Consider the following 25,767-nt stretch of genomic DNA (forward strand, 5'->3'; position numbering starts at 1 on the left):
AAATGGCTATTCAAGTTTGTTAATGAGCTCTCGACTTTGTTTAATCATAGAAGATGCGCGAACATCATTTAATTGCAGAAGCCCGATAAATATTAAATCGGTAATACAGTTTTGTGCTGTACGTGACGTGATAGATGAACTTCTCCATTCATCTTCATTAGATAAAGTATCTAACGAATAGTCTGCGATTCGTCTGAGGGGACTTTTCATCATCGAAGTGATTGCGATAATGGTCGCACCTTTTTCTTTGGCAGCATTGGCTGCAATGGTAATCTCTTTCTTCTTACCGGAATAAGATACGACGATCTGAATATCATCTTTCGTCAAAGCCTGAGCAACCGTTATTTGCACATGCGTATCAACTTCACAGGTGACGTTGTACCCAATTTTCATCAATTTAAAAGCCAGATCTTTAGCAACTAAGGCTGACCCTCCTAAACCAATGACTTGAATAAGTCTTGCTTTGTTGATTTTTTTTATTATTTTTTCAAGCAGCTCAAAATTGATACATTCTGTCGTTTTGGTTATAGCGACATTCTTTTCATGAATTAATTTCTCAGCTATAGCATGTAAGGGGTCTTCTGTATTTATAGAGCTGTGAAGTGTTTTATTTTTGGTTTTATTACCTTCAACAATTAACGCAATCTTGAGTTCAGTAAATCCTTTAGCACCGAGTTTTTTAGCAAATTTCGTTATAGATGATTCACCAATCTGCAGTTTGTTTGCAATAGATGTCGTTGTTGCATCTTTAAGTTGTGCAATGTTATTTATTATATATATCGCAATCTTACGTTCAACATTCGAAAAACAATTTAATCCCGCCTTCAATTTATTTAAATACACGGTAATGTACCTTTAAAAAAGACAGCCAATCAGCCAGCAAATATAACTGCATGAATTCATAAGTGCAAATTATATTTTATTAAAAATGAGTAATTTATTTTGACAGATGTCACAACCTTTTAAAAATGAAAATTTTTTTCCTTTTTTTTAATCCGAAGCATGATCAACAATTCCTGTCGCGCAATTTGAGTGTTTCACAGCAATTATAAGGATTATTTATGAAAAAAGGGTTGAGGTATTTACCGTATTTATTAGCAGCTTTCGCTGTTTCATCTCATGCTGCTGTCATCTATCAGGCTAATGATGGCTCAAACATTGATCTTTATGGCCGTCTGGGTTTCAACGTTTCAGATAAAAAAACAGGTGATACGAGCGGTGATTTTGACGCCCGTATTGGCTTCTCCGCCCGCCAGGCTATCAATGACAAGATAGCGATAATCGGTTTTACGCAATACCAGGTTAACGCTGCTGAATACGCTAACAACATTAAAGCGGAAGATCCCGATGATTTTACAGCACGCTATGTTTGGGCTGGTGTGGATTTAGCTGAATACGGCAAGATAACAGGGGGGCGCGTTTCATCTGGCCTGATCATGTTCACTGATATCGGAGATGTGTTCGCAAGTTCTGATGTGGCGGCAGCGCGCCAGGCTAACTTTATCGATCCAACGGCAGTGCAGGTTTTCCGCCAGGACGGCACGATTCAGTATCAGAATACGTTCGGTAACGTTGATTTCTCCACCGCCTATATTCTCGGTAACAATAGCTCTGATCTTGATTACGGCGTCAACACCGCTGTGCGCTATACGCTCGATATGGGCGCTGCGGGTAAACTGCAGCCGGTTCTCGTCGCACAGAAATCAAAAGCAAGTCATGATGAAACATCTGCGCAGTCGGATGATAATGCAGATGAATATACAATGTGGGGGGCCGGTAGCCGTTACTATATCGGCGACTTTATGTTTGGCTTGCTCTATTCCGAAGATACCGTGCAATATCTGGATGGTCGTCCGGACAGCACAGATAAAGATTATGAAGCCACTCTCGTTTATTCACTGACACCTGAGTGGTGGTTCAGAACCGGCTATCGTCATTTAGAAAATGAGGACGGCGATGAGCTCAAATTACGCGACACTACATTCGAAGTGCAGTACAAAGCGACTGCACGTAGTTCTGTGTACGCCTCTTACTCATGGCGCAACGGTGAGGCAGGAAAAAATCGCGTAACGGGTAGTACCGTATCATTTGGTGGTAGCGATCCTGCTGATGATTATTTCCATGTTGGTCTGCGTTACGAGTTTTGAATTTATTAATACGCATAATGAGGGTGATAAACCCTCATTGCTTTACGAGGGTCAGGTCAATGAAAGGATTATTTCTCGCGTTGCCTTTGTTTTTCTCGAGCATGGTCATGGCACAAACCAGGTTAGAACTGGGTGATAATGTTGTTGCACTTGCGGCCGCAAATGCAAAAGTATCTATGTTTTCGAGAGAGATTGCGCTACCGGAGGGTAAACAACAATTAGTGATCAGGTTTGATAGCGCAACAAACCCCGAGTCTGTAAACCAGGGACGGGGAAGATTAACATCCGCACCCTATATTATCTCATTTAGCTATGAGGGTTCTGCACCCGTTTTATTATCGGCAGGCAAAGTCAGCGACGAAAATGAGGCAAAAAGTGAAGCAAAAAACCCATCATTTTCTTTAACCGCAAACGGCGTGCCGGTTACGTTCTCATTAAAGAAGATAGACCAGGAAAGCGTCAACGCCTTCACGGACTATAAATCTATGCTTGTTACTGATATCAGCGAGCCAGCAGAGGTTAATGTTCAGCCCGAAGTGCTGGAAGGAATTGAAAAAGCCAAAAAAGCATATTTAAATCTTTCTGATAAACAAAAATTAATTTTTATGAAATGGTTGATGAACAATTAAGGGAATGTTATGAGTTTAGATCTTGGCAAGTTAGTTACGGAAGGTTCTAATTCTGCATCTATGGAATTAGACCGTTTATCAACTTTAGAAATGTGTTCAGTCATTAATAATGAGGATAAAAAAGTCCCCGATGTGGTGGAGTCATGTTTACCACAAATTGCAGAGGCGGTAGACATGATCCATGCTGCGTTAAAAAATGGAGGGCGGCTATTATATATCGGCGCGGGTACATCCGGTAGATTAGGCGTGCTTGACGCAAGTGAATGCCCTCCTACTTATGGTGTTTCGCCATTGTTAGTAAGGGGGATCATTGCCGGTGGAAGAACGGCATTGACTGATGCTGTAGAAGGGGCTGAAGATTCCAGAGTTGATTCACTACGCGATCTTTCTGCCTATGGCGTGGATAGTTGCGACATCCTGGTCGGTATTGCTGCCAGCGGTCGCACCCCGTATGTCGTTTCAGCGCTGGAGCATGCTAAAAACGTTATAGGATGCAAAACGATAGCAATATCATGCAATCCTGATAGCCCAATCAGCCATATTGCTGATATTGCAATAACGCCTGTCGTCGGTCCTGAGGTGATTACCGGGTCTTCACGAATGAAAGCCGGTACTGCACAAAAACTGATACTTAATATGCTTTCGACCTGCACGATGGTAAAGATGGGTAAGGTCTACGGGAATTTGATGGTTGATGTGGTTCCTACCAATCTTAAATTAATCGAGCGTCAGGTCATGATAGTCGTCGACGCCACCGGATGTACTCGAACCGAAGCATTACACGCGCTTAAACAAAATAATCAGAATTGCAAGCAGGCAATTGTTATGCTCACTCGAAAATGCAGTTCTAAAATTGCCGCAGAACTTCTTGAGAAGTACGACGGTTCTACTCGTTTAGCAATAGAGCATGGAGTAGCTGAATAATGTCTAAAAATATCAGTAAGGATTTGCTCATTTCCATTCTTGAACTGGTTGGCGGAAAAGATAATATTGAAACATGCGGAAATTGCATGACCCGCTTACGCCTCAAGGTTACATCGACCTCTTTGATATCTGCATCGATTAAAGAAGAATTAAAGGGGCTGGTAAACGGTGTTATCATCAATGGCAGTGAAGTACAAATCGTTTTCGGTACGGGTAAAGCAAATCGTGCAGCAGAAGCTATGAATGCTCTTTTAGGCAAAAAAGACTTAAATGCTATCGCTGCGGAAAAGAAAAATGAGATAAAAAGTAAACAGCAATCATCTCTGCAACAATTTCTCGCGAATTTTGCCACCATTTTCACACCGCTTATTCCTGGGTTTATCGCCGCCGGCTTAATGCTCGGTATCGCAACGTTACTCAGTACGGTATTGCATGTCGCACCGGATGCTAAAGGTGCGCTACCTGATGCGTTGAGCTTTCTCAAAGTATTCAGTAAAGGCTTGTTTACCTTCCTGCCGATACTTGTCGGATACAACGCGCAAAAAGCATTTGGAGGGACAGGGGTTAACGGTGCAATAATCGCGGCGCTCTTTATTCTTGGCTATAATCCGTCGGCAACGGTGGGCTATTTTTCTGGTTTACAGGATTTCTTCGGTCATACCATTGATCCGCGCGGCAATATCATCGGCATACTGCTGGCTTCCTATGCTGGCGCTAAAATTGAACGTTTCCTGCGTAATTATATTCCGGATGAACTAGAAATGATTCTGACGTCAATGTTCACTCTGGTTATCACGGCTGTTGTCACCTATATCATTATCATGCCAATCGGGGTGTGGCTGTTCCAGGGGATGTCCTGGCTGTTCATGCACCTGAACAGCAATCCGCTGGGATGTGCTGTTCTTGCGGGAGTGTTCCTGATAGCCGTTGTATTTGGTGTTCATCAGGGCTTTATTCCCGTTTATCTGGCGCTGATGGATACACAAGGCTTCAACAGCCTGTTCCCTATACTTTCCATGGCCGGGGCCGGGCAGGTTGGCGCTGCACTGGCACTTTACTGGAAAGCAGATAAGGCTTCCACGCTGCGTTCACAGATAAAAGGGGCCATCATTCCCGGCTTATTAGGCGTTGGCGAGCCGTTAATCTACGGCGTGACGTTACCCCGCATGAAACCCTTTATTACGGCATGCATCGGCGGCGCAGTTGGCGGTCTGTTTATTGGTACCGTTGCTCAATTTGGGCTACCAGTGGGTCTCAACAGCGCATTTGGTCCGTCCGGGCTTGTTGCTTTGCCTCTTATGACTTCAGAGAGGGGGATTCTTCCTGCTATTGCAGTCTATGGGGGCGGCGTTCTGATTTCGTACATTGCAGGACTTATGCTTACAGCAATGTTTGGCAGTAAAAACGTTGATCTTGATTAATTAAGGGAATAGCGATGAAACTCAAAATGATTGCAACTCTGCTGCTGGCCTGTTCTGTATCGGCTTTTGCTGCTGACTATCCTGTGCTGACAAGCACAAGCCCGGACAACGTTGGGTTTGACATAAAGAAACTGAATAGGCTTGATACCTGGGTTCAGCATCAGATTGATGCCGGGTATTCAGGTATGAATATTCTTGTCATTAAAGACAATCACATCGTGCTGCAAAAAGCCTGGGGTTATGCAAAAAAATATGACGGCTCTGTGTTGCTTGCAGAACCGGTCAAAGCCACAACCAGCACCCTGTACGATCTGGCTTCGAACACAAAAATGTATGCAACCAATTTTGCGTTGCAAAAGTTGGTATATGAGAAAAAGATTGACGTCAATGACCTGGTTTCAACCTATTTACCTGGTTTCGGCGATTCTGCAGAGGATAAAATTAAAGGAAAAAGTAATCTTCGTATTACAGATATTCTTCATCACGTTGCCGGGTTCCCTGCCGATCCGCAATATCCAAATAAAAACGTAGCAGGTGAGTTATTCTCACAGGATAAACCTACTACGCTGGGAATGATTAAGAAAACGCCACTGGAGTACAAGCCGGGATCAAAGCATATCTACAGCGATGTTGATTATATGATACTCGGTTTTATCATTGAATCCGTCACAGGAGTGCCGCTTGATAAGTATGTTGAAGAAAATATTTATCAGCCGCTCGGCCTGTCACACACCGTATTTAATCCTTTATCTAAGGGATTTTCAAAAACGCAAATCGCAGCTACTGAACTTAACGGTAATACGCGCGATGGTGTAATCAGTTTCCCTGACATTCGTAAAGAAACAATCTGGGGTCAGGTACATGACGAAAAGGCCTGGTACTCCATGGGGGGCGTCTCTGGTCATGCCGGATTGTTCTCTAACACAAGCGACATGGCGGTGCTGATGCAGGTTATGTTGAATGGTGGCGGCTACGGGAAGGTCAAGCTCTTCGACAAGGCAACAGTAGAGCAGTTTACGCGCAGTTCTGCCGACGATGCTACGTTTGGCCTGGGCTGGCGTGTGAACGGTAACGCTTCAATGACGTCAACTTTCGGCGTGCTCGCCAGTTCAGAAACGTATGGTCACACGGGATGGACGGGAACACTGACAGCTATCGATCCCGTTAACAACATGGCTATTGTCATTCTGGGAAACAGACCACACTCACCAGTGGCGAACCCTGCGGTGAATCCAAACGTGTTTGTCAGTGGCTTGTTGCCAGCAGCGACATATGGCTGGATTGTCGATCAGATATACGGGGCATTGAAATAAAACAGAAAAGGGGCTCGACAGGGGCCCTTCCGGTATCTTTCAGATTCCTGTGCTATGATTCATCCACGAAAAAAAATAACAACAGAATGAATCACATGAATAAACTTGACGCCTTTATCCAGCACGCGGTTAGCTCGGTGCCCATCAGCGGAACGTCGCTGATTTCCTCGTTATACGGTGACGCGCTTTCCCACCGCGGCGGTGAGATTTGGCTCGGCAGCCTCGCCGCATTGCTTGAGGGAATGGGATTTGGCGAGCGCTTCGTGCGCACCGCGCTGTTTCGCCTCAACAAAGAGGGCTGGCTGGATGTTTCACGCATCGGGCGGCGCAGCTTTTACCGCCTGAGCGATAAGGGGCTGCGTTTAACCCGTCGCGCGGAGAATAAGATCTACCGCGCAGAGCTGCCCGCCTGGGACGGCAAGTGGCTGTTGCTGCTCTCCGAAGGTCTGGACAAAACCACCCTTGCCGACGTCAAAAAACAGCTGATCTGGCAGGGGTTTGGCACGCTGGCGCCGAGCCTGATGGCCTCGCCGTCGCAGCATCTGGCGGATGTGCAGTCCCTGCTTCATGATGCCGGGGTGGCGGAAAACGTGATCTTCTTTGAAGCCCACTCGCCGCTGGCGCTCTCTCGCGCGGCGCTGCGTTCGCGGGTGGAAGAGTGCTGGCAGTTAACCGAGCAAAACGCGATGTACGAGACGTTTATCGAATCGTTCCGCCCGCTGCTGCCGCTGCTGAAAGAGGCCGCGCCGGAGGAGCTGACGCCGGAGCGCTGCTTCCAGATCCAGCTGCTGCTGATTCACTTTTATCGTCGCGTGGTGCTGAAAGACCCGCTGCTGCCGGAAGAGTTGCTGCCTGCGCACTGGGCGGGGCAAAGCGCCCGTCAGCTTTGCATTAACATCTATCAGCGTGTCGCGCCGGGGGCGCTGGCGTTTGTCAGCGAGAAGGGCGAAACCTCCGTGGGCGAACTGCCCGTGCCCGGCACGCTCTACTATCAACGCTTTGGTGGTCTTACAAGCGCATAAGGAGTGAAGATGCCAGTTTATCAAATTGACGGTCTGACGCCGGTGGTGCCGGACGAGAGCTATGTTCACCCAACGGCGGTGCTGATTGGCGATGTGATTCTGGGCAAGGGCGTGTATGTTGGACCGAACGCCAGCCTGCGCGGTGATTTTGGCCGTATCGTGGTGAAAGACGGCGCGAACATTCAGGATAACTGCGTGATGCACGGTTTCCCGGAACAGGACACGGTGGTGGAGGAGGACGGGCATATCGGCCACAGCGCCATCCTGCACGGCTGCATCATCCGCCGCAACGCGCTGGTGGGCATGAATGCGGTGGTAATGGACGGGGCGGTGATTGGTGAAAACAGCATCGTCGGTGCGGCGGCGTTCGTGAAGGCGAAAGCGGAGATGCCCGCCAACCACTTAATTATCGGCAGCCCGGCTAAAGCGATTCGCGAGCTGAGCGAGCAGGAGATAGCCTGGAAGCGGCAGGGCACGCGGGAGTATCAGGTGCTGGTGGAGCGCTGCAAGCTCACTATGCACCAGGTTGAGCCGCTGCGCGAGGCTGAGCCTGACCGGAAACGGCTGGCGTTTGACGAGAACTTAAGGCCGAAGTCGGCGGTGTAGGGGTAAGGTCGTCTTTTTTCGCCATATCCATCAATAGCGCGATGCCAATATAGTTGCTCCAGTTAAACGTATTTTGCAGCACCACCACGGCATTGCCCCTGTCTTTGTCATAACCGATAAAGCTGGAGTAGCCACCGATATAGCCGACCTGATAGGTGATTTTTTCGAGGCCAATATAATCGGTGGTCCAGGCAATGCCCTGCACCCCGTCAGGGCGTTGAATATCGGTATTTCTGACTTCGTCAAAGACGCTGTCCAGCAAGGGATTGTGGGTCGTAGAGACGTGATAGCGGGCATAGGCCGCCAGATCTTCGGCGTTACTGTATAAACTCGCTGCCGCCACCATGTTGTTGGAGAAATGCCAGTCCGGGGTGAGCTGCCCGCGCGGGATAAATTTTGGCTGATCGCCCGCGTGGCCGAGCGCCCGCTGCGGGTATCCTTTGAGCAACTGGGGCGTAAAGCTGCTGTTAGCCATGTGCAGCGGACGGAAAATATAGCGCGAGGCTAAACTCTGAATATCTTCGCCGGTTTTATGCTTGAGGATGTAGCCGATAAGGGCGTAGCCGGTATTGGAATATTGCGGCGTTTTATCTCCCGGCGCGCGCCAGTTCGCAAGATAACGCAGCACGTTATCGCTATCCAGCTCACCATAAAAATTATCACCCGTACTTAAATAGCGGATAAATTTTCCGAGCATCGGAACGTCCATATTCTGACGCGGCAGGCCGGAGGTGTGGGTTACCAGCTCCAGCAGAGTAATTTTTTTTGCATCCGCGCTAAGCGGCGTTCCTGGCGGGAGTAAGGTCGTCAGGTTGTCGTTCCAGTTTAGCTGTCCCTCACTCACCAGACAGGCCACCACTTCCGCCGTGATCCCCTTGCTGAGCGAGCCGAGCGCAAACAGGGTGTCTGGCCTGATCGGGTAACGATGGACCGCATCGGTTACGCCCCAGGTGTAAAACTGCGGTGAGCCGTGATTGTGGATCACCGCGACCGTCATCCCGGGAACGGATTTTTGCGCCATATAGTGTCGCACTACACTGTCAACGTCGCCATCCAGCGATTCATGGGTGAGGAGTTCCTGAGTACCTTCCGGGGAGGACATTTGCGAGAGCGTACCACAACCGCTAAGTAGTGGGAGGGTAAGCAGAAGCCAGCGAATTTTTTTTGTTGTGTTCTGCATACCTGATAGCGAGAGAGGTGGTCATTGGCGCGGCAGGAATGTATCACACTTAGCCTGTATGAATGTAAACTTTCTGCACGAAAGACGCCGCGTAGGTGGAATTCAGACTAGGCTTGCTAAAAAATGGTCGTCTGAATTTCGGTTGTGACGTTCTTCCTGAATGCTTAGATTCATTTTCAATCTATTGAGAGGATATGAATATGAACTTTGCAGAACTCCACAACCAGCATGAGCCCCTTCTTATCGCTAACGTCTGGGACGCCGCCAGTGCTGTCGCAGCGCAAGAAGCAGGTTATCAGGCACTGGGAACGTCCAGCGCAGCAATAGCGTCCACGCTGGGATATGAAGACGGGCAGGGAATGCCGTTTAATGAGTTATTTTATATAGTCACCCGTATCCGGGCGGTCAGCAACCTGCCATTGAGCGTTGACATGGAAGCAGGGTACGGTGATTCAGCCGAAGAGATAGTCTCTAATCTCAGGCGCCTTGCTCAGACAGGCGTATCAGGCGTCAACCTTGAAGACAGTAGAGTCATTAATGGGAGGCGTCAGCTTGACGATGTCTCTGATTTTTCCCGTAATCTGAAAACAGTATGCAATGCGCTGAGAAGCGAAAATTGTAGCCTGTTCCTGAATATCCGGACTGACACTTACCTGCTCGGGCATGAAGACGCCTTGCAGGAGACGATATTACGGGGTCAGAGCTATAAAGCTGCAGGTGCTGACGGCCTGTTTGTTCCCTGCCTGACGTCAGAGAAAGACATCAGCCTCATCGCAGAGGCAACGGGTCTGCCTCTGAACGTCATGTGTATGCCCGATCTTCCGTCGTTCGACAGGCTGAAACTGGCCGGTGTAAAGCGCATTTCAATGGGCAATTTTGTTCATTCAGCCATGCAGTCAAAGCTGACTGATGTCATGCATGCGATACGAACTCGTCAGACGTTTGAAGGACTTTTTGGTGATGAAAATAATCGATAAGAATTTGTGTGATATCTGGTATCAGGCATTACTCGAACGAGCTTCAGAATATACCGGCGTATTTTTTGTTGGCGTCAAAACCACCGGCGTATTCTGCATTTCGGTATGCCGGGCACGAAAGCCCAAACGCGAAAATGTCGAATTTTATAAAGACGCCAAATCTGCCCTGGCGGCCGGGTTTCGTCCCTGTAAAGTCTGCAGACCCGCTGAAAATGCACACAGCGCGCCATTATTTGTTGAGCAGGCGCTTGCGCTTGTCAGGCGCGATATTAAATCCCGTGTATCTGACCCTGAGCTTCGCCAGCACGGAATCAGTCCGGAGCGGGTAAGACGCTGGTTCCTGCAACATCACGGCATCACTTTTCAGGCTTTCCAGCGAATGCAGCGGGTGAACGTTGCCCTGCAGGAGCTGAAAAGCGGACGAACGGCGACTGACGTTGCGCTGGACAATGGCTATGAATCCCTGAGCGGATTTGGTTACACCTACAAGCGGCTTACTGGCGCAGCGCCGACTCAGGTAACCCAGGTAATTGTCATTCACCGGTTTACCACTACGCTTGGGCCTATGTTTGTCTGTGCGACAGAGCGGGGCGTTTGTCTGCTGGAGTTTACCGACCGCCGGATGTTAGAAACAGAATTTCGCGATATCCAGCGTTTATTTAACGCCAGAATTGTCACCGGAGAAAACAGCCATACCCGGCAGACAGTAAAAGAAATCAGCGAGTATTTTGCTGGAACTCGCCGACAGTTTGATCTCACTGTAGATGCCCCGGGCAGTGATTTTCAGCAATCCGTCTGGCATGAGTTGCGTGCAGTTCCCTATGGGCAGACCTTACACTATCAGGTGATTTCACAACGGCTTAATAAGCCAAATGCTGTGCGCGCCGTCGCTGCAGCTAATGGCGCAAACCGGATTGCGATTGTGATCCCTTGTCACAGGATAATTGGAAAAGATGGAAAGATGACAGGTTATGGTGGTGGCATTTCGCGCAAAGAATGGCTCATTGAGCATGAGAAAAACAACGCTTAATTGTGTGATGAGCCAATGCGGACATACGGTTAGCCACCAGCAACCGATAGCCTTTTTCACTCAGAACTCGAAGAGCCGTATTGCCTTTCGCCCACGGAGCTGTATAAATCGTTGCTGATTACCTCGGGGCGCTGACGAACCGGCTCAACTATCTGGAAACGCAGGGCTTATTCAACGCATTATCCATTCTCTGGGCGTTACTGCTAACATTTCCGCCTGAAGAATTGAGTGACCAGTAGCTGAGTGCCGATAATAAAAATAACACCCTGATCGCACCTCGCTGAAAGGAAAAGTATGTCTTTACCGCCACTGTACGCCCTGCGCGCGTTTGAAGTTGCTGCGCGGCTGAACTCCTTCAGCAAAGCGGCTGAAGTACTGAATATCACGCCGGGCGCGGTTAGCAGACATGTCCGGACGCTTGAAATGTGGTTCGATTGCGAGCTGTTTAAACGGCAAGGGCCAAGAGTGGAGGTCAGTGAAGCCGGGCGTATTCTGGCTGGCCAGCTTAGCGAAAGCTTCTCGAATATTGAGTGGGCCTGTCGCGCATTCCGCAGTGAAAATCACCTTCTGCGCCTGAAAGCGCCCAGTACCCTGACGATGCGATGGCTCCTGAACGTTCTCAAATCCTTTCGCGAGAACCATGCGAAACCGAAAATCGAAATCGCCAGCGTCTGGATGGACTTCGACACCGTTGACTTCAGCCGGGAGCCATACGATTGTGCGATCCTGCTCGGGAATGGCTATTTCGGCGAGTCAACGGAGAGCCGGTTGCTGTTCAGCGAATGGCTTATCCCGGTTTGTCCGCCGTCATTGCTTGAGTCTGCCCGGCACCAGCTTCCTGAGTGCGATCTTATCCACCCCTCTCCCGACAGGCGGGACTGGAAGCGCTGGCTGAAAAGAACAGGGCTTTTCCCCGGGCTCGACATGAGCGGCGGAATAGTGTTCGACACCCTCGAGCAGGGAAGCCTGGCCGCCATGCACGGTCACGGCGTGGCGATGGCCGATCTCCGGCTCACGCTGGAAGCACTGAAAAGCGGCCTGCTCGCGCTGCCCTTCAGGGAGGCGATAGCAACGGGGGACGGATACTATCTTGTGTGGCCCAAAAACTCGCTCAGAAGACAGAGCATTGAACGTCTGCTGGGGTGGCTTAACCTGAATTCGCCGGTAGTTCCTTCTCTGGATATCGTCTGTCTTGAGTATGATGAAAAGCGGCTTTCTTGAATTAAACAGGATATTCCTTACGGGCAATCCTGCCTGTTTGATAAGTTTACGCGTAGGGGATATTCGCCATCTTCTTATATCTTTCCGGCAGGGCGCTATTCAGGTTAAGTAATTTATCCAGAATATAAAGCGCAGGCGTTCCCTTTGCGCGCTCTGCTTCGATCAGCGCAGCGCGTAACACATTGGCGGCCGAAGTCATTTTACGGTAGTAATCCTCTGACTCCGGTGTCTTTACTTCACCGGACTCGGCGTAACGCCCCCGGGGCCAGTCCGCGAAGTCAGGCTGGGGAAGGAGTCCATCGTCTGTTGGAATATGGGCTGAGAGTAACGCCTCGGCATTACCGGGAGCGCTCTGGGCAAAGGAGAGCAGGTGCAGTCGATGTATAAATGGCGAAATCGCTTCCGAACGATGACGTTCTGAGGAAAGTAAGGTGATTAGCGCAGGTATATGTTCATCAGCGGTGCTTTTTTCTGGTGACAGGGTTTTCATTAAATGGAATAAAACATCGAGTGTCATAGGTGCTCCATATCCGCACATTTTTATTTATTGTTTTAACGTCGCTATCTGTTTTGACAGCGGTATACCAGGGGTAAATGGATGGTATTTCAGTGCGGTTACGTTTGAAAAACGATAAATAGTGGCAGTCAATGTGAGTTTTACTCAACGTGGCGCTCTGGGCCCCCACATTGCAGATCCTCTCACTGCAGCGTTTTGTTGCACAAACGCCATAGCTTACCGGCTTTTCAGAATGGTATAACGTCGTGCAGCAATCGGCTTGCCGTTAATCGCCACATCCTCAAAGGCTTATATGAAACAAATTACCTTAAGTGACCTGCAGCTGCAGAGCGAGCAGGCTGCACAGTCCCCGCGCTTACGTGCGCATCGTAATTTACACCCTGACCTGAGCGACCCGGTGCAGCGCCTGGCTATCGCCATGGAGCCGGGCACCTATGTTCGTCCGCATCGCCATCCGCACACGTTTGAACTGCTGACGGCGCTGAGCGGTCGTTTTCTGGTATTGAATTTTGACGACCGCGGTAATGTGACCCGGCGCGTGGTGTTAGGTGAAGAGTGCAAGGTGCTGGAGATGGATGCTGGCACCTGGCATGCCGTGCTGTCGCTGGATAAAGGCGGCGTCATTTTTGAGGTAAAACACGGGGGATACCAGCCTGTTCCTGAGCACGATACCGCCCCATGGGCACCTGCTGAAAACGAACCCGGTACGAAGGAGTTGATGGCGTGGTACGCCCGGGCGCAGGTGGGGGACGGCGGTTTTACCCTGTAATTTATCTCTGGCGTGCCCGACGCGCTGAAAAGCGCGACGGCACCGGATGCTTTACTGAATGTCGCCGAGTTTTTGCAGGAAATCTTCAACCTGCTCAGGCGCAGCCGTGTCTGCCTGGTAAAGGATATCGAGCTTAAGGTTCTTCAACCCGCAGAAGCCAAATACCCCTTCGATAATCTGCGTCTGAATCGCTGTCGAATAGCCGTGCTTGTCGAATCCGGCGAGATCGCTTCCGCCGGTGGCAATCAGGCGGACGGGAACGTCCCGTAAGTTGCCCACAATCCGTCCATCGTCGGCCACCTTATACGCCCAGTTCAGAGTTAATACGCGATCGAACCAGCCTTTCAACAGCGCGGGGACCGACCACCAGTAAATGGGGAAGACAAACACCAGCATATCCGCTCGCTCGACGCGCTGCTGCTCGCGCAGAATATCGTCGGGAAGCGCGCTCGGATCGCCGTGATATAAATCCAAATCGGGGCGAGAAAACGCCGGATTAAACCCTTCTGCATGAAGATCGGCGATCTCAACCTGCGTACCTTGCTCGCGTAATTTACCGGCAATGCGGGCGACCAGCGTATGGGATAACGACGTGTCGACAGGATGAGCCGTCACGATCAGCGCGTTGTTTGTAGCGTGTGTTGCAGACATAGCGACCTCGAAGTGGGTGAGAATTTGTATCTATATTACTATTGGTAACTTAGCTGTCAATTCGCTCCCAACGATCATTTTGTGCTATTCGCGTAGGTCTCCAGCACGCCCGACATCGCGCCGCTGAGCATATCTTCTGCAACATTGCGGGCCAGCACGCCGTTACCGGCGGCGGTGCTGAGCGCATCCGCCGCGCCAATGATGGCCGTCAGTGCGGCTTCTCCCTGAACGCCTTTCAGCACGATAAACGGGGAAAGCGCGGTGCGCAGGCAGTCGGCGCACTCGGCCACGCACGCCTCACGAAACGTCTGCAGCGCGCGGGAGCCGGACAGCGCCGCCGCAATCGGACCCGTTTCAGGCCCGGCGGTAATGGCGCAGTCAATATAGGCAGCGCTGAAAAAGCGGATCGTTTTCTCCAGCGTTTTGCTGTCGACCGCCAGCGTCTCCCTGAACTTCGCCAGCTGCCGATCGCTATAGTCCTGGTAGAGCGCCATCAGCAGCCCTTCGCGATCGCCAAAGTGATCGTAGGGAATAGGCTTCGTCACGTTGGCCCGCTCCGCCAGGTAGCCCAGCGTCAGCGCCTCCGTGCCTTGCTGACGAACGATTCCGCGCGCCACTTCCAGCAGCTGCACGCGGCGATCCTCTTTTCTTAAGCGCTTAACAACCATGCTTTCCTCGGGTCAGTTATCTACTCATGGTAGTTTACGCGTTTAGGCAGGGTGCTGCACCCGTTGTTTCCCGGAGCGGAACCGGAACTTCAAAGCCCAAGTTCGCTCAGAGAAGGGTGATCGTCCGGGCGTCTGCCCAGCGGCCAGTGGAACAGACGTTCAGATTCTTTTATCGGCATATCGTTTACGCAGGCAAAGCGGCGCTTCATCAGCCCGTCCGGCTCAAACTCCCAGTTCTCATTGCCGTAAGAGCGGAACCAGTTGCCGGAATCATCGTGCCATTCATAGGCATAGCGCACCGCGATCCGGTTATCCGTGAATGCCCAGAGCTCTTTAATCAGGCGGTAATCCAGCTCTTTTTTCCATTTCCGCGCCAGAAACGCCTGGGCTTCCTCGCGGTTGGTGGCGAACTCCGCGCGGTTGCGCCACTGGGTATCCAGCGTATAGGCCAGCGCGACTTTTGCCGGGTCGCGGCTGTTCCAGCCGTCTTCGGCCAGTCTGACTTTTTCGATGGCGCTTTCGTGAGTGAAGGGCGGTAATGGAGGACGTGTGTTCATTGCGATAACCTCAGTGTTGAATTAAGTAGACAGGTCTGTCTACCTGATGTAATGTATGCCTGAAAAATAACGCTGTCAATATCCGTTTTGAGGCCGTCGAAAAAATGAAATCAGAATCCGCAAGTAACGAAACAAAAGTCAGCGTCAGGGATAAAATATCACTTACGGCGCACGATCTGTTTTATTCCACAGGCTTCAGGGCGACGGGGGTGGATACGCTGATTAAGGCGTCAAAAGTCACCAAGGTGACTTTTTATCGCCACTTTCCGAGTAAAAGTTTGCTTATTCTCGCCTATTTGCACTATCGGCATGAAATATGGATTAGCTGGTTTGAAGCTACGTTACGTCGACATCTGGACGAAGGCGAATCACCTTCTGATGCGATATCCGCAACGCTTCACGAATGGTTTATCTCACCCGATTTTCATGGCTGCGCGTTTATTAACGCCAGCGCAGAGGCAAAATCCGAAGAGATTGAGAATGAAATAAAAGAGATATGCCGAGACCATAAAACAGAAACAAAGAAAAAAATCGAAATGCTCGCCGGTATAACGGATGAAAAGACCTGTAACGACATTATGATGCTTATCGATGGGGCTATTATCCATGCCCAAATGGGAATGGATACAGAATCAGTAATAAACGCGTTGAAAACGGGCCTGGAAAAGCTGACGGGCTAATGACATGACCCTGTGCTTAATCAGCCCTCATCCGGGGCCGATTAAGCACCCGCGTTACACCGTCGGGATGGTGCCGCCATCAATGACAAATTCAGTACCCGTAATACTCGCAGCATGCGATGACGCGAGGAAGACGATGAGGTTAGCCACTTCAATCGGCCTGGCAGGGCGTCCCAGCGGTATTCCACCCAGCGACTTCATAATAATCTGCTTGCCGCCTTCGTAGTCTGTGCCTGCCTGCGTAGCCAGCCTCTCCGCCAGCGCCACCGCGGCCTCGGTTTCGATCCAGCCGGGCGCGACGCGTACAACACGAACCCCCTTAGGCGAGACTTCTTTTGAAAGGCTTTTACTGTAGGTCGAGAGTGCCGCTTTAGCCGCTGCATACGCGGTGGTTGATTCCGGTAACGGCAGTTCGCGCTGAATAGAGGTCACATGAATAATTACCCCGTTTCCCTGAGCAAGCATTCCGGGAAGCAGGGCGCGATCCAGGCGAACGGCGGGCAGCAAATTAAGATTGAGCTCCTGCTGCCACGCTTCTTCTCCCAGCGCAGCAAAACCGCCAACGGGTGAAGTGGAACCGCCTGCCACATGAATAATCACGTCGACGCCTCCCATCTGTTCCTGAACGGCCGATGCGACCAGGTCACATCCTGCAGTTGTCGTAAGGTCAGCGGTTACGAATGTATCTGCGATATTGACCTCCGGCTCATGGCGCGCCGTGGTAAATACCGTTGCACCAAGTTGTTTTAAAAGCCCGACGACTGCTTTTCCCAGCCCTTTTGTGCCAGCGGTAACAAGCACGCGCTTGCCTGTGAAATTAATATCTAATGACATGACCATAACTCCCGTTATTTACAGTACGGGTATATTCAACATAGACTGAGAAATTGACAAGTACGCACGAAAAAGTGAGTTACTAAATTATGAGTAAGTTTTATAGTCCGGAATCTGCCGCAAGCGGCGTGGAGCAAGTATTACGGCTGCTCGAAGGCCGCTGGAAATTAATTATTCTTTTTCATCTTTTTGACGGAAAAGTGCAGCGTTACTCTGATTTCGAAAAACTGATCCCCGGTATTTCCCAGAAGATGCTGGCGCAGCAGCTTCGACAGCTTGAGTCCGACGGTATCGTTTCGCGGATGGTCTATCCTCAGGTACCACCAAAAGTGGAATATCGACTCACCGAATGGGGGCAGGCATTATGCCCGGCGCTCGATGCCATGCTGAAATGGGCAGAAAAACGCGAGGATTACGCGAGCCCGGCATCCGATGTAAGCGCTATAAAGATCCCCAACGGAGAATGACGCCTTAAACTAATGTCATTCGCCGTTCGTTAATGCGGGTTATTAGCATCCCCTCACAGCAGAGCATACTCAGGATTATGGGGATGTCTCTTTAGAAAGAGGGGGGGCGTCCCGCTGCGCCAGGGACAGCGCGCTGGCGCTGGCGGGGTCGAACAACGAGATGCTCTCAATCTGATTGAGCAAAATCACCTTTCGGAAAGACATGGCGCTGCGGGGTTCTGAATCGAGCGTGATGTCATGCTCCGCATACCACTTGCTGTAATTATTCTCGATGCGCAGATTCATCGTTTTCTCGTCTCTGTATCCGCTTAACATCGGGATCAGCACAATATTGGCCGTTTTTTCATATTCCAGCGTCGCGGTGTGGATCATGCCGATGTAAATCCGCCGCGACCGGAGCGTCACCTGCGCCAGCTCGCCTTGCTCCATACACTGATACAGCAGCTGTTCAATACCGCTCGACTGGGCAAGACGCTTGTAGAGCTTTTTCCGGCTTTCACCGTCCAGCCTGGCGCTGCCTGCCCAGTTAGAACGGTAGAGGCAAAACAGGATGGCAAACGCCAGCATCACCACCACCGGCGCCTGAATGCCTAAAAAACTCCAGTTCATAAAGTCGACTTGCCAGTCGGTATATTTCAGTGAGGCAAAATGGAAAGCGTTGTTGGCGGCGGAAAGGGTGAACAGCAGCAGCCAGAGTAATCCCGTGGCGATTACGCCCTGCAGAACGAAAATACAGCCGTACAACGCAACGAGAAAATAGACGTCCCAGCCGAAAGAACGCTTGATTTTAAAGCGGGTCGACAGGTCGCGGCTGGTATACCAGTACCCGCAAACCATCAGCACCATAAATATCGCCGTTCCCATATCAGGCCCTCTTCAGCGTGTTGACGTGACGCAGAAAATCCTGCCTCACCTCGTTGCTTTTGTAGTTCACCGACGCGTTCCCGTCCTGGTCGATAATGATGCGATCGCCGTCTTCGACGGCTTCAATAATTTCCTGCTGGCTCATTACCTGGAGCAAGGATTCGGGGCTGGAGAAAAGCGAGAGAAAGAAACGTTTCATGTCAGGCATCCTTATGAATAAAAAGGATAAGCCTGGAAGATGACGGCTGAGTTTGCCTTAAGGATAACCTGAAAGTGAAAGCGGGGTGGCGGCTACGCCTTACCCGGCCGACAAAACCGTCAAAGGAATGAGTTGTCAAATCGTTGATATTTATAGCTAATAAAAAATAAATTTGCACAAACTTGGACAAGTAACATTAATTGTGTAAGTTTTAATTATGCGATTACGCCACGTTGTTTACAGCCAGGATGTGACCCATGAGCACTTTGCCCTCTGTCGTGAGTCGGTTTGTTGAGTACTACACCGCACTGGATAGCCAGCCGCCTTCGGCGCTGGTCGGGCTTTACCATTCGAATGCCGCGCTTATCGATCCGTTTGGCGAACACGACGGCATCTTCGCGCTTCAGCGCTATTTCACCCATCTGCTGGCTAACGTCGAGCATTGCCGTTTTACCATCGATCCGCCGCTGTGCAGCGGGAACCGGTTCGTTGTCACCTGGGTAATGCACTGGTCGCATCCGCGCATTGCCGGAGGGGAGCCTCTTGAACTGCCCGGATGTTCGGTAGTGGACACCGAAAACGATCTCATCACGCGTCAGCGGGATTACTACGATGCGGGAGAAATGATCTACGAACATCTTCCACTGCTGGGCTGGGCGGTACGCGGCGTGAAGCGGAGGGTCAAATCATGAAGACGGTGCTGATTACCGGCGCAAGCTCGGGCATTGGCGCGGGGCTGGCGAAGTCCTTTGCCGCTGACGGCTACCACGTGATTGCCTGCGGGCGCGATCCGGCGCGCCTCGAAACGCTGCATCAAACCTGCCCCAATCTCACCGTTCGGCTGTTTGATATGACAGACAGGGACGCCTGTCGCCAGGCGCTGAGCGGCGTTTACGCCGATCTGGTTATTCTCTGCGCCGGTACCTGCGAATATCTCGACGGCGGCGTGGTGGATGCGGCGCTGGTGGAGTGGGTCATGAACACCAATTTTCTCGGGCCGGTGAACTGCCTGGCCGCGCTGCAGCCGCAGCTGGCTGCCGGCAACCGCGTGGTGCTGGTGAGCTCGATGGCCCACTGGCTGCCTTTTCCACGGGCAGAGGCCTACGGCGCGTCCAAAGCGGCACTGAGCTGGTTTGCTGAGAGCCTGAGGCTGGACTGGGAGCCAAAAGGGATTGCCGTGACGGTGGTCTCTCCGGGCTTTGTCGATACGCCGCTGACGCGAAAAAACGATTTTGCCATGCCCTGCAGGGTGAGCGTCGACGAGGCGGTCAAGGCGATCCGTACCGGTCTGGCGAAGGGCAAAATGCATATCGCGTTTCCGGTCGGGTTTGGCCTTATTTTGCGGCTGCTCTCCGGGCTGCCTGCGTTTCTTCAGCGCGCGCTGCTGCGCAGGATGGTGCGTTCATGAACATTGCGATTATCGGCAGCGGCATCGCCGGGCTGACCTGCGCCTGGCGCCTGGCAGGGCACCATCAGGTCACTCTGTTTGAAGCGGGATCCACGCCCGGCGGCCATACCGCAACGGTTGACGTCTCAACGCCACAGGGCACATACGCGATCGATACCGGGTTTATCGTCTACAACGATCGCACCTATCCGCGTTTTATGGGCCTGCTCAGCGAGCTCGGCATCAGCGGGCAAAAAACGCAAATGAGCTTTTCGGTGCACAACCCCGTGACGGGGCTTGAGTACAACGGTCACACCCTGACGTCGCTGTTTGCCCAGCGCCGAAACCTGGTGAATCCGGCATTCTGGCGGCTCCTCGCGGAGATTGTCCGCTTTAACCGCCTGGCGAAAGCGGCGCTGGGCGGGGAGGTGGACCCGAACGCCACGCTGCAGACGTTTCTGGACCAGCACGGCTTCACGCCGTTTTTTGCGCGCCACTACATTCTGCCGATGGGGGCCGCCATCTGGTCATCGTCGCTGCAGGAGATGAAGCGCTTCCCGCTGCCGCTCTTTTTAGGTTTCTTCCACCACCACGGCCTGCTGGATATCACCCAGCGCCCGCAGTGGTACGTGGTGCCGGGCGGCTCGCGGGAGTATATCCGCGCCATGCTCGACAAGCTGGGCGACCGTCTGAAACTGCATCTCAATTCTCCGGTGCAGCGCGTGAGCCGCCACGCGCACGGCGTTACGCTTCAGCTCGAAAACGGTAGCCAGGGTTTCGACCAGGTTATTTTTGCCTGCCACTCCGCCACTGCCCTGGCGATGCTTGAGGATCCTACGCCCGCAGAGCGCGAAGTGCTGGGCGATATCGGCTGGCAGCGCAACGAGGTTGTTTTGCACAGCGATCCGCGCTGGCTACCGGTGCGGCAGCGCGCGTGGGCGAGCTGGAACTATCGCCTGAGCGCGCAGGAACAGGCCAGCGCCTGCGTCACCTATAACATGAACATCCTGCAGGGGCTGCCTGCGGGCAGCCCGCTGTTCTGCGTCACCCTGAACCCGGACACGCCGGTGGATGAACGCTTCATCCTGCAACGCTTTGTCTATGAGCATCCGCTGTTTAACCCGCAAAGCTGGCGCGCGCAGGCGCGGCGCGGCGAGATCAACGGTCAGAACCGGAGCTGGTTCTGCGGCGCTTACTGGTACAACGGCTTTCATGAAGACGGGGTACGCAGCGCGCTGGACGTGGTCAATGAAATCGCCGCCGGGGAGGGGAACTGAGATGAACAGCTGCCTCTATCACGGCGTACTTCGTCACCGCCGCCTTCAGCCGAAAACCCACGAATTTAGCTACGGCGTTTTTATGGCCTGGCTGGATCTCGATGAACTGCCGCTGCTGGCGTCCGTCGGCGTGAGGCGCAACCGCTTTGCCGCCGCCGCGTTCCATGACGCGGACTATCCGCTCGGCACGCCGCTTAAAGAGAACGTACTGAACAGGCTGGAGAGCCTGACCGGGGAACGTCCAGCAGGGCGGGTCATGCTTCTGACGCAGTTGCGCTACTTCGGGTTTCATTTCAATCCGGTCAATTTTTACTACTGCTATGACCAGGACAACACGCTTCGCTGGGTGCTCGCCGAGGTGCGCAACACGCCGTGGAACGAGCGTCACTATTACGCGGTCGACGGGCAAAATGCTCAGCCCACGGAGAAAGCGTTTCACGTTTCCCCCTTCAACCCGATGGACATGATCTACCACTGGCGCTTCAACAACCCGGACAACACGCTGCATATGCACATTGAAAATCATCAGGAAGTAAAGGTATTTGACGCCACGCTGGCCCTGCGCCGGGAGCCTCTGACCCGTCCGGCGCTGCGCTCGCTGCTGCTGCGCATCCCGCTGATGACCCTGAAAACCGTTCTCGCCATTTACTGGCAGGCGCTGCGGCTGTGGCTCAAGCGCGTGCCGCTGTATAACCATCCCGTCCGCAGGAGTGAACGCTCATGACCGATCCCGTCTTTGCGCTCGAACCCGATATCCCGCGCAACGTCCGCGTGGCGCGCTGGCTGCTGTTCCGTCTGTTAAGCGGCATTCGCGGCGGCTCGCTCACGCTGCGTGAAGGTGCGCAGACCTTTCATTTTGGCGAGATATCCTCCGCGCGACATGCCGAGGTGCAGATCCTCACCCCCGGTGTCTACTGGCGTATCTTAACGGGCGGTAGCCTCGCGGCTGCAGAAGCCTGGATGGATGGCGAATGGGAAACCGCGCACCTCACGTCGCTTCTGGAACTGCTGGCGCTCAACGGCGAGGTGCTCGGACGTCTGGAAAACGGGTTTCGCCTGCTCGGCAGGCCGCTGGAACGCCTGCGCCACTGGACGCGGCGCAATTCTCGCGCGCAGGCGCGTGAAAATATTGCCGCCCATTACGACCTGGGTAACACCTTTTATAGCCATTTTCTGGATAAAGAGCTCCTCTATTCCAGCGCGCTGTTTACCGCTGACGAGCAGGATCTTACCGTGGCGCAGCAGGCCAAAATGGCGCGCCTGTGTGACCAGCTGGCGCTAACCCCCGGTGACCATCTGCTGGAAATTGGCACCGGCTGGGGTGCGATGGCGGAATACGCGGCCCGCCACTTCGGCTGTCGGGTCACCACCACCACGCTGTCGCAGGAGCAATACATCTGGGCGACCGAGCGCATTGCCCGCGCCGGGCTGCAGGATCGGGTTGAGGTACTGCTCTGTGACTATCGCGATCTGACCGGACAGTATGACAAGCTGGTCTCGATAGAGATGATCGAAGCCGTCGGGCAACGGTATCTACCCACATTCTTCCGTACCTGTCAGGCGCGGCTGCGTCCGGGAGGACGAATGGCAATTCAGGCCATCACCATTCAGGACCAGCGCTACCGCGACTACAGCAAAAGCGTCGATTTTATCCAGCGCTACATTTTCCCCGGCGGCTTCCTGCCGAGCATTACCGCGATGAACGAGCTGATGACGCGCCACACCGATTTCGTGGTACGCAATCTCTACGACATGGGGCCGGACTACGCCCGCACGCTGGCCCACTGGCGGCAGCGCTTTGTCCACGCCTGGCAGGAGATCGAAAAACTCGGCTTTGATGAACGGTTCCGCCGGATGTGGCTTTACTACTTCGGCTACTGCGAAGCCGGGTTTAACGCCCGCACCATCAGCGTGGTGCAGCTCACCGCCGAGCGCGTATGAGACGTTACCTTCAGGTCTTCCTGCTGGCCGTGGCGTTCGATCTCTACTGGGCGCTGGTGGTGATGTTTCGCGAACAGGGCCTGATTATCTGGCTCGGGCTGGCGATCCTGGCGTGCCTGTCCTTGCCGGCAGCTTACCGTCTGTACGCGGTAGGGCTCGCCGCGGCGGGCAGCCTGCTGGATGCGCTCTGGGCGCTGACGGGGCTGATTGCCTTCACGGGCGACGCCCTGATGCCGCTATGGATGGTGGCGCTGTGGCTGATGTTTGCCACGGTCTGGACGCAGCTGACGCGCACCACCACGTTACCCGGCTGGCTGCTGACCCTGCTGGCCGCCGTGGGGGGACCGGTGGCGTATCTGATTGGCGAGCGGCTGGGTGCCATCACGTTTCTGGAGCCGACCTTTATCGTCGTCAGCTGGATGGCGCCGGGCTGGCTGGTGCTGATGCTGTTTTTCCACCTGCTGATGGGGAGACAAAAATGAGGGCTATGGCTCTGCTGATTTGCCTGATAATCGCGGCACCCGCCGTCCGGGCCGCCGACTGGCTGGCCTGGCAAAAGGTGGGCGACGCCACGCTGACCTGGGGGCCGTTCACGGTCTATACCTCCCAGCTGCGGACCCCGGACGGTCGGTATCGCGCGGAGGAACCGGATCTGGCGTTGATCATCACCTACGCACGCGATATTGATCGCGATGAGCTGGTCGATGCAACCCGCGATCAGTGGCAGGCACTGGGAATTCTGGCGCAGGAAGCGCAAAGCGAAGCCTGGCTGCGCATGCTCCAGTCCCTGTGGCCGGATGTCCGACCGGGTTCACAGCTGGCGTTTGTCCTCAATGATAAGCAGGGTCAGTTCTGGTACCGCGCGTCTATGGCGCAAACATCCTTTATTCCGCTCGGGCCGCGTCAGTCGGAAGCGTTCAGCACCCGCTTTCTGGCCATCTGGCTCGATCCCCGCACGCAATACCCTGAGCTGCGTCAGCAGTTGATCGGAGGCCAAAAATGAAACGTATCCTGATGATGGCGCTGGCATTGACGATGCTGCTGGCTGGCTGCAGCACCGAGGTGACCGAGTATCGCGAGCAGCAGCCGCGGCTGGATATCTTCCACTACTTCCAGGGTAAAACCGAAGCGTGGGGCATGGTGCAGGATCGCAGCGGCAAGCAGATCCGCCGCTTTCACGTTGAGATCGCCGGGGACGTTATCGGCGATACGCTGACGCTCAACGAGCACTTTGTTTACGACGATGGCGAAAAACAGCAGCGGGTCTGGCACATTCGCCGCGTGGGGAACGACCGCTACGAGGGAACGGCAGGAGATATTGAAGGCGTTGCCACCGGGCAGGCCGCAGGCAACGCCTTTAACTGGCATTACAGCATGAATGTGAAGGCCAACGGCATAACCTGGCTGCTGAACTTTGACGACTGGATGTACCTGCAGGATGAGACGCATCTGTTCAATAAAACCGAGATGAAGAAATTTGGCGTCACCGTCGCCACGGTGACGCTGTTCTTTACCCGTAAGACCTAAGCTTAGCCGCGGGCATTACCGGTTTTGCTGCTGGAGTAAATGAAGTAGAGGGCAATCCCCAGGCAAACCACCGCGCCCAGACGGCTCGGTGAAAACGGAATCGCGGGATTGTTCAACCAGCCAAAGTTATCAATCAGCATGCTCATGGTGAGCTGACCGAAGATCACCGCCACCGTGGCGACGGCGGTGCCGATGCGCTGAACGGCGAGCACCATTATTACGATATAGGGCACGCCAAACATCGCGCCGAGGAGCTGCCATTTCGGCACGTCCAGCAGCGTGACCGCTTGCCTGGGCTCAAAGAAGAAAATGAGCAGGGCGGTCACCAGTGCGCCGACGGAAAAGGTCAGAAACGCGCTTTTGAAGACCCCCACACTGCTGCCGAGCTGTCCGTTAATCGCGGCCTGAATGCTCAGCGTCGCGCCCCCGCAAACGGCCAGAATTATCATCATCAGTGTCATACGTTTACCCCTGTGCGACCAGTACCAGTGCGGCAATAATAAAAACCAGCGCCACGATGCGTTTTGCGTTTATCTTCCTGTGCGGCGTCCCTAGCAGGCCAAAGTGGTCAATGATCAGGCTTTTGAAAACCTGGCCCGCCAGTATGCCGATCATCGTCATGGCGATACCGATGGCTGGCGTGGCGATAGTCAGAATGACCACGTACACCGGGCCAAGCACCCCGCCGAGCAGCTGCCATCCGGGCTGTGCGAAAAACGACGGACTGTTGCGCGGGCTGAAAAACAGCATCAGCAGAAACGTCAGCGCGGCACCCACGCCGAAGATGCTGAACGTGGCCCATAAATCACCCACTTCGCCGCCCAGCGGTCCCAGCAGGCCCGCCTCTATGGACAGTCCCATCCCGCCAGCAATCACCAGTAAAATTAAAATAAGTTGCATTGCACATACTCTCTCGTTGCTCAGGCGATGAAGAATAATGCGTATCAGCAGTGAGAAAA

32 protein-coding genes and 1 pseudogene are annotated in these 25,767 nt (G+C 53.0%); 22 read left to right on the plus strand and 11 right to left on the minus strand.

Annotated features, from left to right (window positions below; genetic code table 11):
• Positions 1 to 6 precede the first annotated feature (6 nt).
• Positions 7 to 843, minus strand: a complete 837-nt coding sequence (locus D5066_RS07755) for an SIS domain-containing protein (RefSeq protein ID WP_119915552.1) — start codon at positions 841 to 843, stop codon at positions 7 to 9.
• A gap of 218 nt (positions 844 to 1,061) precedes the next feature.
• On the opposite strand from D5066_RS07755, the gene D5066_RS07760 reads away from it, so the two are divergent.
• The 7 genes from D5066_RS07760 to paaY all read left to right on the plus strand — a co-directional run bounded on the left by D5066_RS07760 (position 1,062) and on the right by paaY (position 8,062).
• A complete protein-coding gene (locus D5066_RS07760) occupies positions 1,062 to 2,147 on the plus strand; it encodes a porin (protein WP_119915553.1) in 1,086 nt (361 codons plus the stop codon).
• 59 nt (positions 2,148 to 2,206) lie between these two features.
• Positions 2,207 to 2,776 (plus strand): DUF2057 family protein, encoded by a 570-nt coding sequence (locus tag D5066_RS07765; protein WP_119915554.1) that lies wholly within the window; start codon positions 2,207 to 2,209, stop codon positions 2,774 to 2,776.
• Between the two features lie 9 nt (positions 2,777 to 2,785).
• Positions 2,786 to 3,700, plus strand: coding sequence for an N-acetylmuramic acid 6-phosphate etherase (murQ, locus tag D5066_RS07770; RefSeq protein ID WP_119915555.1), 915 nt, complete (start codon positions 2,786 to 2,788; stop codon positions 3,698 to 3,700).
• The gene (gene murP, locus D5066_RS07775; RefSeq protein ID WP_119915556.1) at positions 3,700 to 5,121 is read left to right on the plus strand and encodes a PTS N-acetylmuramic acid transporter subunit IIBC; all 1,422 of its coding nucleotides are present in this window, start codon (positions 3,700 to 3,702) and stop codon (positions 5,119 to 5,121) included. Before murQ ends, murP begins: the two co-directional genes overlap by 1 nt.
• Positions 5,122 to 5,135: 14 nt before the next feature.
• Complete coding sequence (pbp4b, locus tag D5066_RS07780) at positions 5,136 to 6,434, plus strand: penicillin binding protein PBP4B (protein ID WP_119915557.1); 1,299 nt, start codon at positions 5,136 to 5,138, stop codon at positions 6,432 to 6,434.
• Positions 6,435 to 6,520: 86 nt separating this feature from the next.
• Positions 6,521 to 7,456: a phenylacetic acid degradation operon negative regulatory protein PaaX gene (gene paaX, locus D5066_RS07785; RefSeq protein ID WP_119915558.1), complete on the plus strand. Its 936-nt coding sequence runs from the start codon at positions 6,521 to 6,523 to the stop codon at positions 7,454 to 7,456.
• A gap of 9 nt (positions 7,457 to 7,465) precedes the next feature.
• The gene (paaY, locus tag D5066_RS07790; RefSeq protein WP_119915559.1) at positions 7,466 to 8,062 is read left to right on the plus strand and encodes a phenylacetic acid degradation protein PaaY; all 597 of its coding nucleotides are present in this window, start codon (positions 7,466 to 7,468) and stop codon (positions 8,060 to 8,062) included.
• Here paaY and D5066_RS07795 read toward each other — a convergent pair.
• Positions 7,971 to 9,242, minus strand: a complete 1,272-nt coding sequence (locus tag D5066_RS07795; RefSeq protein WP_119915560.1) for a serine hydrolase domain-containing protein — start codon at positions 9,240 to 9,242, stop codon at positions 7,971 to 7,973. The two genes, paaY and D5066_RS07795, sit on opposite strands and share 92 nt — an antisense overlap.
• Before the next feature lie 200 nt (positions 9,243 to 9,442).
• Between D5066_RS07795 and D5066_RS07800 the strand changes: the two genes are divergently transcribed.
• The 4 genes and pseudogenes from D5066_RS07800 to D5066_RS07810 all read left to right on the plus strand — a co-directional run bounded on the left by D5066_RS07800 (position 9,443) and on the right by D5066_RS07810 (position 12,470).
• Positions 9,443 to 10,219, plus strand: coding sequence for an isocitrate lyase/PEP mutase family protein (locus D5066_RS07800; protein ID WP_119915561.1), 777 nt, complete (start codon positions 9,443 to 9,445; stop codon positions 10,217 to 10,219).
• Positions 10,203 to 11,249, plus strand: coding sequence for a bifunctional transcriptional activator/DNA repair enzyme AdaA (locus tag D5066_RS07805; RefSeq protein ID WP_119915562.1), 1,047 nt, complete (start codon positions 10,203 to 10,205; stop codon positions 11,247 to 11,249). The genes D5066_RS07800 and D5066_RS07805 overlap by 17 nt, the downstream gene beginning before the upstream one ends.
• Positions 11,250 to 11,321: 72 nt before the next feature.
• Positions 11,322 to 11,434 (plus strand): annotated as a pseudogene (locus tag D5066_RS23315) (MarR family transcriptional regulator); the annotation flags it as partial.
• A 109-nt stretch (positions 11,435 to 11,543) separates the two neighbouring features.
• On the plus strand, positions 11,544 to 12,470 hold the full coding sequence (locus D5066_RS07810; RefSeq protein WP_119915563.1) for a LysR substrate-binding domain-containing protein: 927 nt from the start codon (positions 11,544 to 11,546) through the stop codon (positions 12,468 to 12,470).
• 46 nt (positions 12,471 to 12,516) lie between these two features.
• Here D5066_RS07810 and D5066_RS07815 read toward each other — a convergent pair whose 3' ends face one another.
• Positions 12,517 to 12,987, minus strand: coding sequence for a hypothetical protein (locus D5066_RS07815; protein WP_080327187.1), 471 nt, complete (start codon positions 12,985 to 12,987; stop codon positions 12,517 to 12,519).
• A 292-nt stretch (positions 12,988 to 13,279) separates the two neighbouring features.
• Here D5066_RS07815 and D5066_RS07820 point away from each other — a divergent pair, with 292 nt between their 5' ends.
• Positions 13,280 to 13,756 (plus strand): WbuC family cupin fold metalloprotein, encoded by a 477-nt coding sequence (locus D5066_RS07820; RefSeq protein WP_119915564.1) that lies wholly within the window; start codon positions 13,280 to 13,282, stop codon positions 13,754 to 13,756.
• A gap of 51 nt (positions 13,757 to 13,807) precedes the next feature.
• Here the strand turns inward: D5066_RS07820 and D5066_RS07825 are convergent, their stop codons facing one another.
• The 3 genes from D5066_RS07825 to D5066_RS07835 all read right to left on the minus strand — a co-directional run bounded on the left by D5066_RS07825 (position 13,808) and on the right by D5066_RS07835 (position 15,632).
• Complete coding sequence (locus tag D5066_RS07825) at positions 13,808 to 14,407, minus strand: NAD(P)H-dependent oxidoreductase (RefSeq protein WP_119915565.1); 600 nt, start codon at positions 14,405 to 14,407, stop codon at positions 13,808 to 13,810.
• Positions 14,408 to 14,481: 74 nt separating this feature from the next.
• Entirely contained in the window at positions 14,482 to 15,075 is a 594-nt protein-coding gene (locus tag D5066_RS07830; protein WP_119915566.1) for a TetR/AcrR family transcriptional regulator, read from the minus strand.
• Between the two features lie 89 nt (positions 15,076 to 15,164).
• The gene (locus tag D5066_RS07835) at positions 15,165 to 15,632 is read right to left on the minus strand and encodes a nuclear transport factor 2 family protein (RefSeq protein WP_119915567.1); all 468 of its coding nucleotides are present in this window, start codon (positions 15,630 to 15,632) and stop codon (positions 15,165 to 15,167) included.
• 104 nt (positions 15,633 to 15,736) lie between these two features.
• On the opposite strand from D5066_RS07835, the gene D5066_RS07840 reads away from it, so the two are divergent.
• Positions 15,737 to 16,312, plus strand: coding sequence for a TetR/AcrR family transcriptional regulator (locus D5066_RS07840; RefSeq protein ID WP_119915568.1), 576 nt, complete (start codon positions 15,737 to 15,739; stop codon positions 16,310 to 16,312).
• Between the two features lie 54 nt (positions 16,313 to 16,366).
• On the opposite strand, the gene D5066_RS07845 is transcribed toward D5066_RS07840, so the two are convergent.
• Positions 16,367 to 17,146, minus strand: a complete 780-nt coding sequence (locus D5066_RS07845) for an SDR family oxidoreductase (protein WP_119915569.1) — start codon at positions 17,144 to 17,146, stop codon at positions 16,367 to 16,369.
• Between the two features lie 89 nt (positions 17,147 to 17,235).
• On the opposite strand from D5066_RS07845, the gene D5066_RS07850 reads away from it, so the two are divergent.
• Positions 17,236 to 17,613 (plus strand): winged helix-turn-helix transcriptional regulator, encoded by a 378-nt coding sequence (locus tag D5066_RS07850; protein ID WP_080327179.1) that lies wholly within the window; start codon positions 17,236 to 17,238, stop codon positions 17,611 to 17,613.
• 75 nt (positions 17,614 to 17,688) lie between these two features.
• Here D5066_RS07850 and D5066_RS07855 read toward each other — a convergent pair whose 3' ends face one another.
• Positions 17,689 to 18,477 (minus strand): hypothetical protein, encoded by a 789-nt coding sequence (locus tag D5066_RS07855; protein WP_080327178.1) that lies wholly within the window; start codon positions 18,475 to 18,477, stop codon positions 17,689 to 17,691.
• A gap of 1 nt (position 18,478) precedes the next feature.
• On the minus strand, positions 18,479 to 18,676 hold the full coding sequence (locus D5066_RS07860) for a hypothetical protein (protein WP_024908361.1): 198 nt from the start codon (positions 18,674 to 18,676) through the stop codon (positions 18,479 to 18,481).
• Positions 18,677 to 18,933: 257 nt separating this feature from the next.
• On the opposite strand from D5066_RS07860, the gene D5066_RS07865 reads away from it, so the two are divergent.
• Genes D5066_RS07865 through D5066_RS07900 form a run of 8 tightly spaced genes read left to right on the plus strand, consistent with a single transcriptional unit; the run spans position 18,934 to position 24,808 of the window.
• Positions 18,934 to 19,368 (plus strand): nuclear transport factor 2 family protein, encoded by a 435-nt coding sequence (locus D5066_RS07865; RefSeq protein ID WP_080327177.1) that lies wholly within the window; start codon positions 18,934 to 18,936, stop codon positions 19,366 to 19,368.
• The gene (locus D5066_RS07870) at positions 19,365 to 20,084 is read left to right on the plus strand and encodes an SDR family NAD(P)-dependent oxidoreductase (protein WP_119915570.1); all 720 of its coding nucleotides are present in this window, start codon (positions 19,365 to 19,367) and stop codon (positions 20,082 to 20,084) included. The genes D5066_RS07865 and D5066_RS07870 overlap by 4 nt, the downstream gene beginning before the upstream one ends.
• On the plus strand, positions 20,081 to 21,340 hold the full coding sequence (locus D5066_RS07875) for an NAD(P)/FAD-dependent oxidoreductase (protein WP_119915571.1): 1,260 nt from the start codon (positions 20,081 to 20,083) through the stop codon (positions 21,338 to 21,340). The genes D5066_RS07870 and D5066_RS07875 overlap by 4 nt, the downstream gene beginning before the upstream one ends.
• A gap of 1 nt (position 21,341) precedes the next feature.
• Positions 21,342 to 22,064: a DUF1365 domain-containing protein gene (locus tag D5066_RS07880; RefSeq protein WP_119915572.1), complete on the plus strand. Its 723-nt coding sequence runs from the start codon at positions 21,342 to 21,344 to the stop codon at positions 22,062 to 22,064.
• Positions 22,061 to 23,281, plus strand: coding sequence for an SAM-dependent methyltransferase (locus tag D5066_RS07885; protein WP_119915573.1), 1,221 nt, complete (start codon positions 22,061 to 22,063; stop codon positions 23,279 to 23,281). Before D5066_RS07880 ends, D5066_RS07885 begins: the two co-directional genes overlap by 4 nt.
• Positions 23,278 to 23,763 carry a DUF2878 domain-containing protein gene (locus D5066_RS07890; protein ID WP_119915574.1) on the plus strand — a complete coding sequence of 162 codons (486 nt, stop codon included), beginning with the start codon at positions 23,278 to 23,280 and terminating at the stop codon, positions 23,761 to 23,763. The genes D5066_RS07885 and D5066_RS07890 overlap by 4 nt, the downstream gene beginning before the upstream one ends.
• Complete coding sequence (locus D5066_RS07895) at positions 23,760 to 24,284, plus strand: chalcone isomerase family protein (protein ID WP_119915575.1); 525 nt, start codon at positions 23,760 to 23,762, stop codon at positions 24,282 to 24,284. Before D5066_RS07890 ends, D5066_RS07895 begins: the two co-directional genes overlap by 4 nt.
• Positions 24,281 to 24,808, plus strand: coding sequence for a DUF3833 domain-containing protein (locus tag D5066_RS07900; protein WP_119915576.1), 528 nt, complete (start codon positions 24,281 to 24,283; stop codon positions 24,806 to 24,808). The genes D5066_RS07895 and D5066_RS07900 overlap by 4 nt, the downstream gene beginning before the upstream one ends.
• A 2-nt stretch (positions 24,809 to 24,810) precedes the next feature.
• On the opposite strand, the gene D5066_RS07905 is transcribed toward D5066_RS07900, so the two are convergent.
• Positions 24,811 to 25,269, minus strand: a complete 459-nt coding sequence (locus D5066_RS07905) for a DMT family transporter (protein ID WP_119915577.1) — start codon at positions 25,267 to 25,269, stop codon at positions 24,811 to 24,813.
• A gap of 4 nt (positions 25,270 to 25,273) precedes the next feature.
• Positions 25,274 to 25,708, minus strand: a complete 435-nt coding sequence (locus tag D5066_RS07910; protein WP_119915578.1) for a DMT family transporter — start codon at positions 25,706 to 25,708, stop codon at positions 25,274 to 25,276.
• Positions 25,709 to 25,767 lie beyond the last annotated feature (59 nt).

The sequence above is a fragment of the Enterobacter chuandaensis genome (assembly GCF_003594915.1).
In the GTDB taxonomy this organism is placed as follows: domain Bacteria; phylum Pseudomonadota; class Gammaproteobacteria; order Enterobacterales; family Enterobacteriaceae; genus Enterobacter; species Enterobacter chuandaensis.

Coding starts and splice junctions, on each gene's coding strand:
- paaY (WP_119915559.1), top strand. CDS start 7,466: ATGCCAGTTTATCAAATTGACGGTCTGACGCCGGTGGTGCCGGACGAG.
- D5066_RS07815 (WP_080327187.1), bottom strand. CDS start 12,987: ATGACACTCGATGTTTTATTCCATTTAATGAAAACCCTGTCACCAGAA.
- D5066_RS07875 (WP_119915571.1), top strand. CDS start 20,081: ATGAACATTGCGATTATCGGCAGCGGCATCGCCGGGCTGACCTGCGCC.
- D5066_RS07880 (WP_119915572.1), top strand. CDS start 21,342: ATGAACAGCTGCCTCTATCACGGCGTACTTCGTCACCGCCGCCTTCAG.
- D5066_RS07845 (WP_119915569.1), bottom strand. CDS start 17,146: ATGTCATTAGATATTAATTTCACAGGCAAGCGCGTGCTTGTTACCGCT.
- D5066_RS07765 (WP_119915554.1), top strand. CDS start 2,207: ATGAAAGGATTATTTCTCGCGTTGCCTTTGTTTTTCTCGAGCATGGTC.
- pbp4b (WP_119915557.1), top strand. CDS start 5,136: ATGAAACTCAAAATGATTGCAACTCTGCTGCTGGCCTGTTCTGTATCG.
- D5066_RS07830 (WP_119915566.1), bottom strand. CDS start 15,075: ATGGTTGTTAAGCGCTTAAGAAAAGAGGATCGCCGCGTGCAGCTGCTG.
- murQ (WP_119915555.1), top strand. CDS start 2,786: ATGAGTTTAGATCTTGGCAAGTTAGTTACGGAAGGTTCTAATTCTGCA.
- D5066_RS07835 (WP_119915567.1), bottom strand. CDS start 15,632: ATGAACACACGTCCTCCATTACCGCCCTTCACTCACGAAAGCGCCATC.
- D5066_RS07760 (WP_119915553.1), top strand. CDS start 1,062: ATGAAAAAAGGGTTGAGGTATTTACCGTATTTATTAGCAGCTTTCGCT.
- D5066_RS07805 (WP_119915562.1), top strand. CDS start 10,203: ATGAAAATAATCGATAAGAATTTGTGTGATATCTGGTATCAGGCATTA.
- D5066_RS07795 (WP_119915560.1), bottom strand. CDS start 9,242: ATGCAGAACACAACAAAAAAAATTCGCTGGCTTCTGCTTACCCTCCCA.
- D5066_RS07900 (WP_119915576.1), top strand. CDS start 24,281: ATGAAACGTATCCTGATGATGGCGCTGGCATTGACGATGCTGCTGGCT.
- D5066_RS07840 (WP_119915568.1), top strand. CDS start 15,737: ATGAAATCAGAATCCGCAAGTAACGAAACAAAAGTCAGCGTCAGGGAT.
- murP (WP_119915556.1), top strand. CDS start 3,700: ATGTCTAAAAATATCAGTAAGGATTTGCTCATTTCCATTCTTGAACTG.
- D5066_RS07865 (WP_080327177.1), top strand. CDS start 18,934: ATGAGCACTTTGCCCTCTGTCGTGAGTCGGTTTGTTGAGTACTACACC.
- D5066_RS07895 (WP_119915575.1), top strand. CDS start 23,760: ATGAGGGCTATGGCTCTGCTGATTTGCCTGATAATCGCGGCACCCGCC.
- D5066_RS07850 (WP_080327179.1), top strand. CDS start 17,236: ATGAGTAAGTTTTATAGTCCGGAATCTGCCGCAAGCGGCGTGGAGCAA.
- D5066_RS07870 (WP_119915570.1), top strand. CDS start 19,365: ATGAAGACGGTGCTGATTACCGGCGCAAGCTCGGGCATTGGCGCGGGG.
- D5066_RS07800 (WP_119915561.1), top strand. CDS start 9,443: ATGAACTTTGCAGAACTCCACAACCAGCATGAGCCCCTTCTTATCGCT.
- D5066_RS07910 (WP_119915578.1), bottom strand. CDS start 25,708: ATGCAACTTATTTTAATTTTACTGGTGATTGCTGGCGGGATGGGACTG.
- D5066_RS07825 (WP_119915565.1), bottom strand. CDS start 14,407: ATGTCTGCAACACACGCTACAAACAACGCGCTGATCGTGACGGCTCAT.
- D5066_RS07905 (WP_119915577.1), bottom strand. CDS start 25,269: ATGACACTGATGATGATAATTCTGGCCGTTTGCGGGGGCGCGACGCTG.
- D5066_RS07885 (WP_119915573.1), top strand. CDS start 22,061: ATGACCGATCCCGTCTTTGCGCTCGAACCCGATATCCCGCGCAACGTC.
- paaX (WP_119915558.1), top strand. CDS start 6,521: ATGAATCACATGAATAAACTTGACGCCTTTATCCAGCACGCGGTTAGC.
- D5066_RS07810 (WP_119915563.1), top strand. CDS start 11,544: ATGTCTTTACCGCCACTGTACGCCCTGCGCGCGTTTGAAGTTGCTGCG.
- D5066_RS07855 (WP_080327178.1), bottom strand. CDS start 18,477: ATGGGAACGGCGATATTTATGGTGCTGATGGTTTGCGGGTACTGGTAT.
- D5066_RS07820 (WP_119915564.1), top strand. CDS start 13,280: ATGAAACAAATTACCTTAAGTGACCTGCAGCTGCAGAGCGAGCAGGCT.
- D5066_RS07890 (WP_119915574.1), top strand. CDS start 23,278: ATGAGACGTTACCTTCAGGTCTTCCTGCTGGCCGTGGCGTTCGATCTC.
- D5066_RS07860 (WP_024908361.1), bottom strand. CDS start 18,676: ATGAAACGTTTCTTTCTCTCGCTTTTCTCCAGCCCCGAATCCTTGCTC.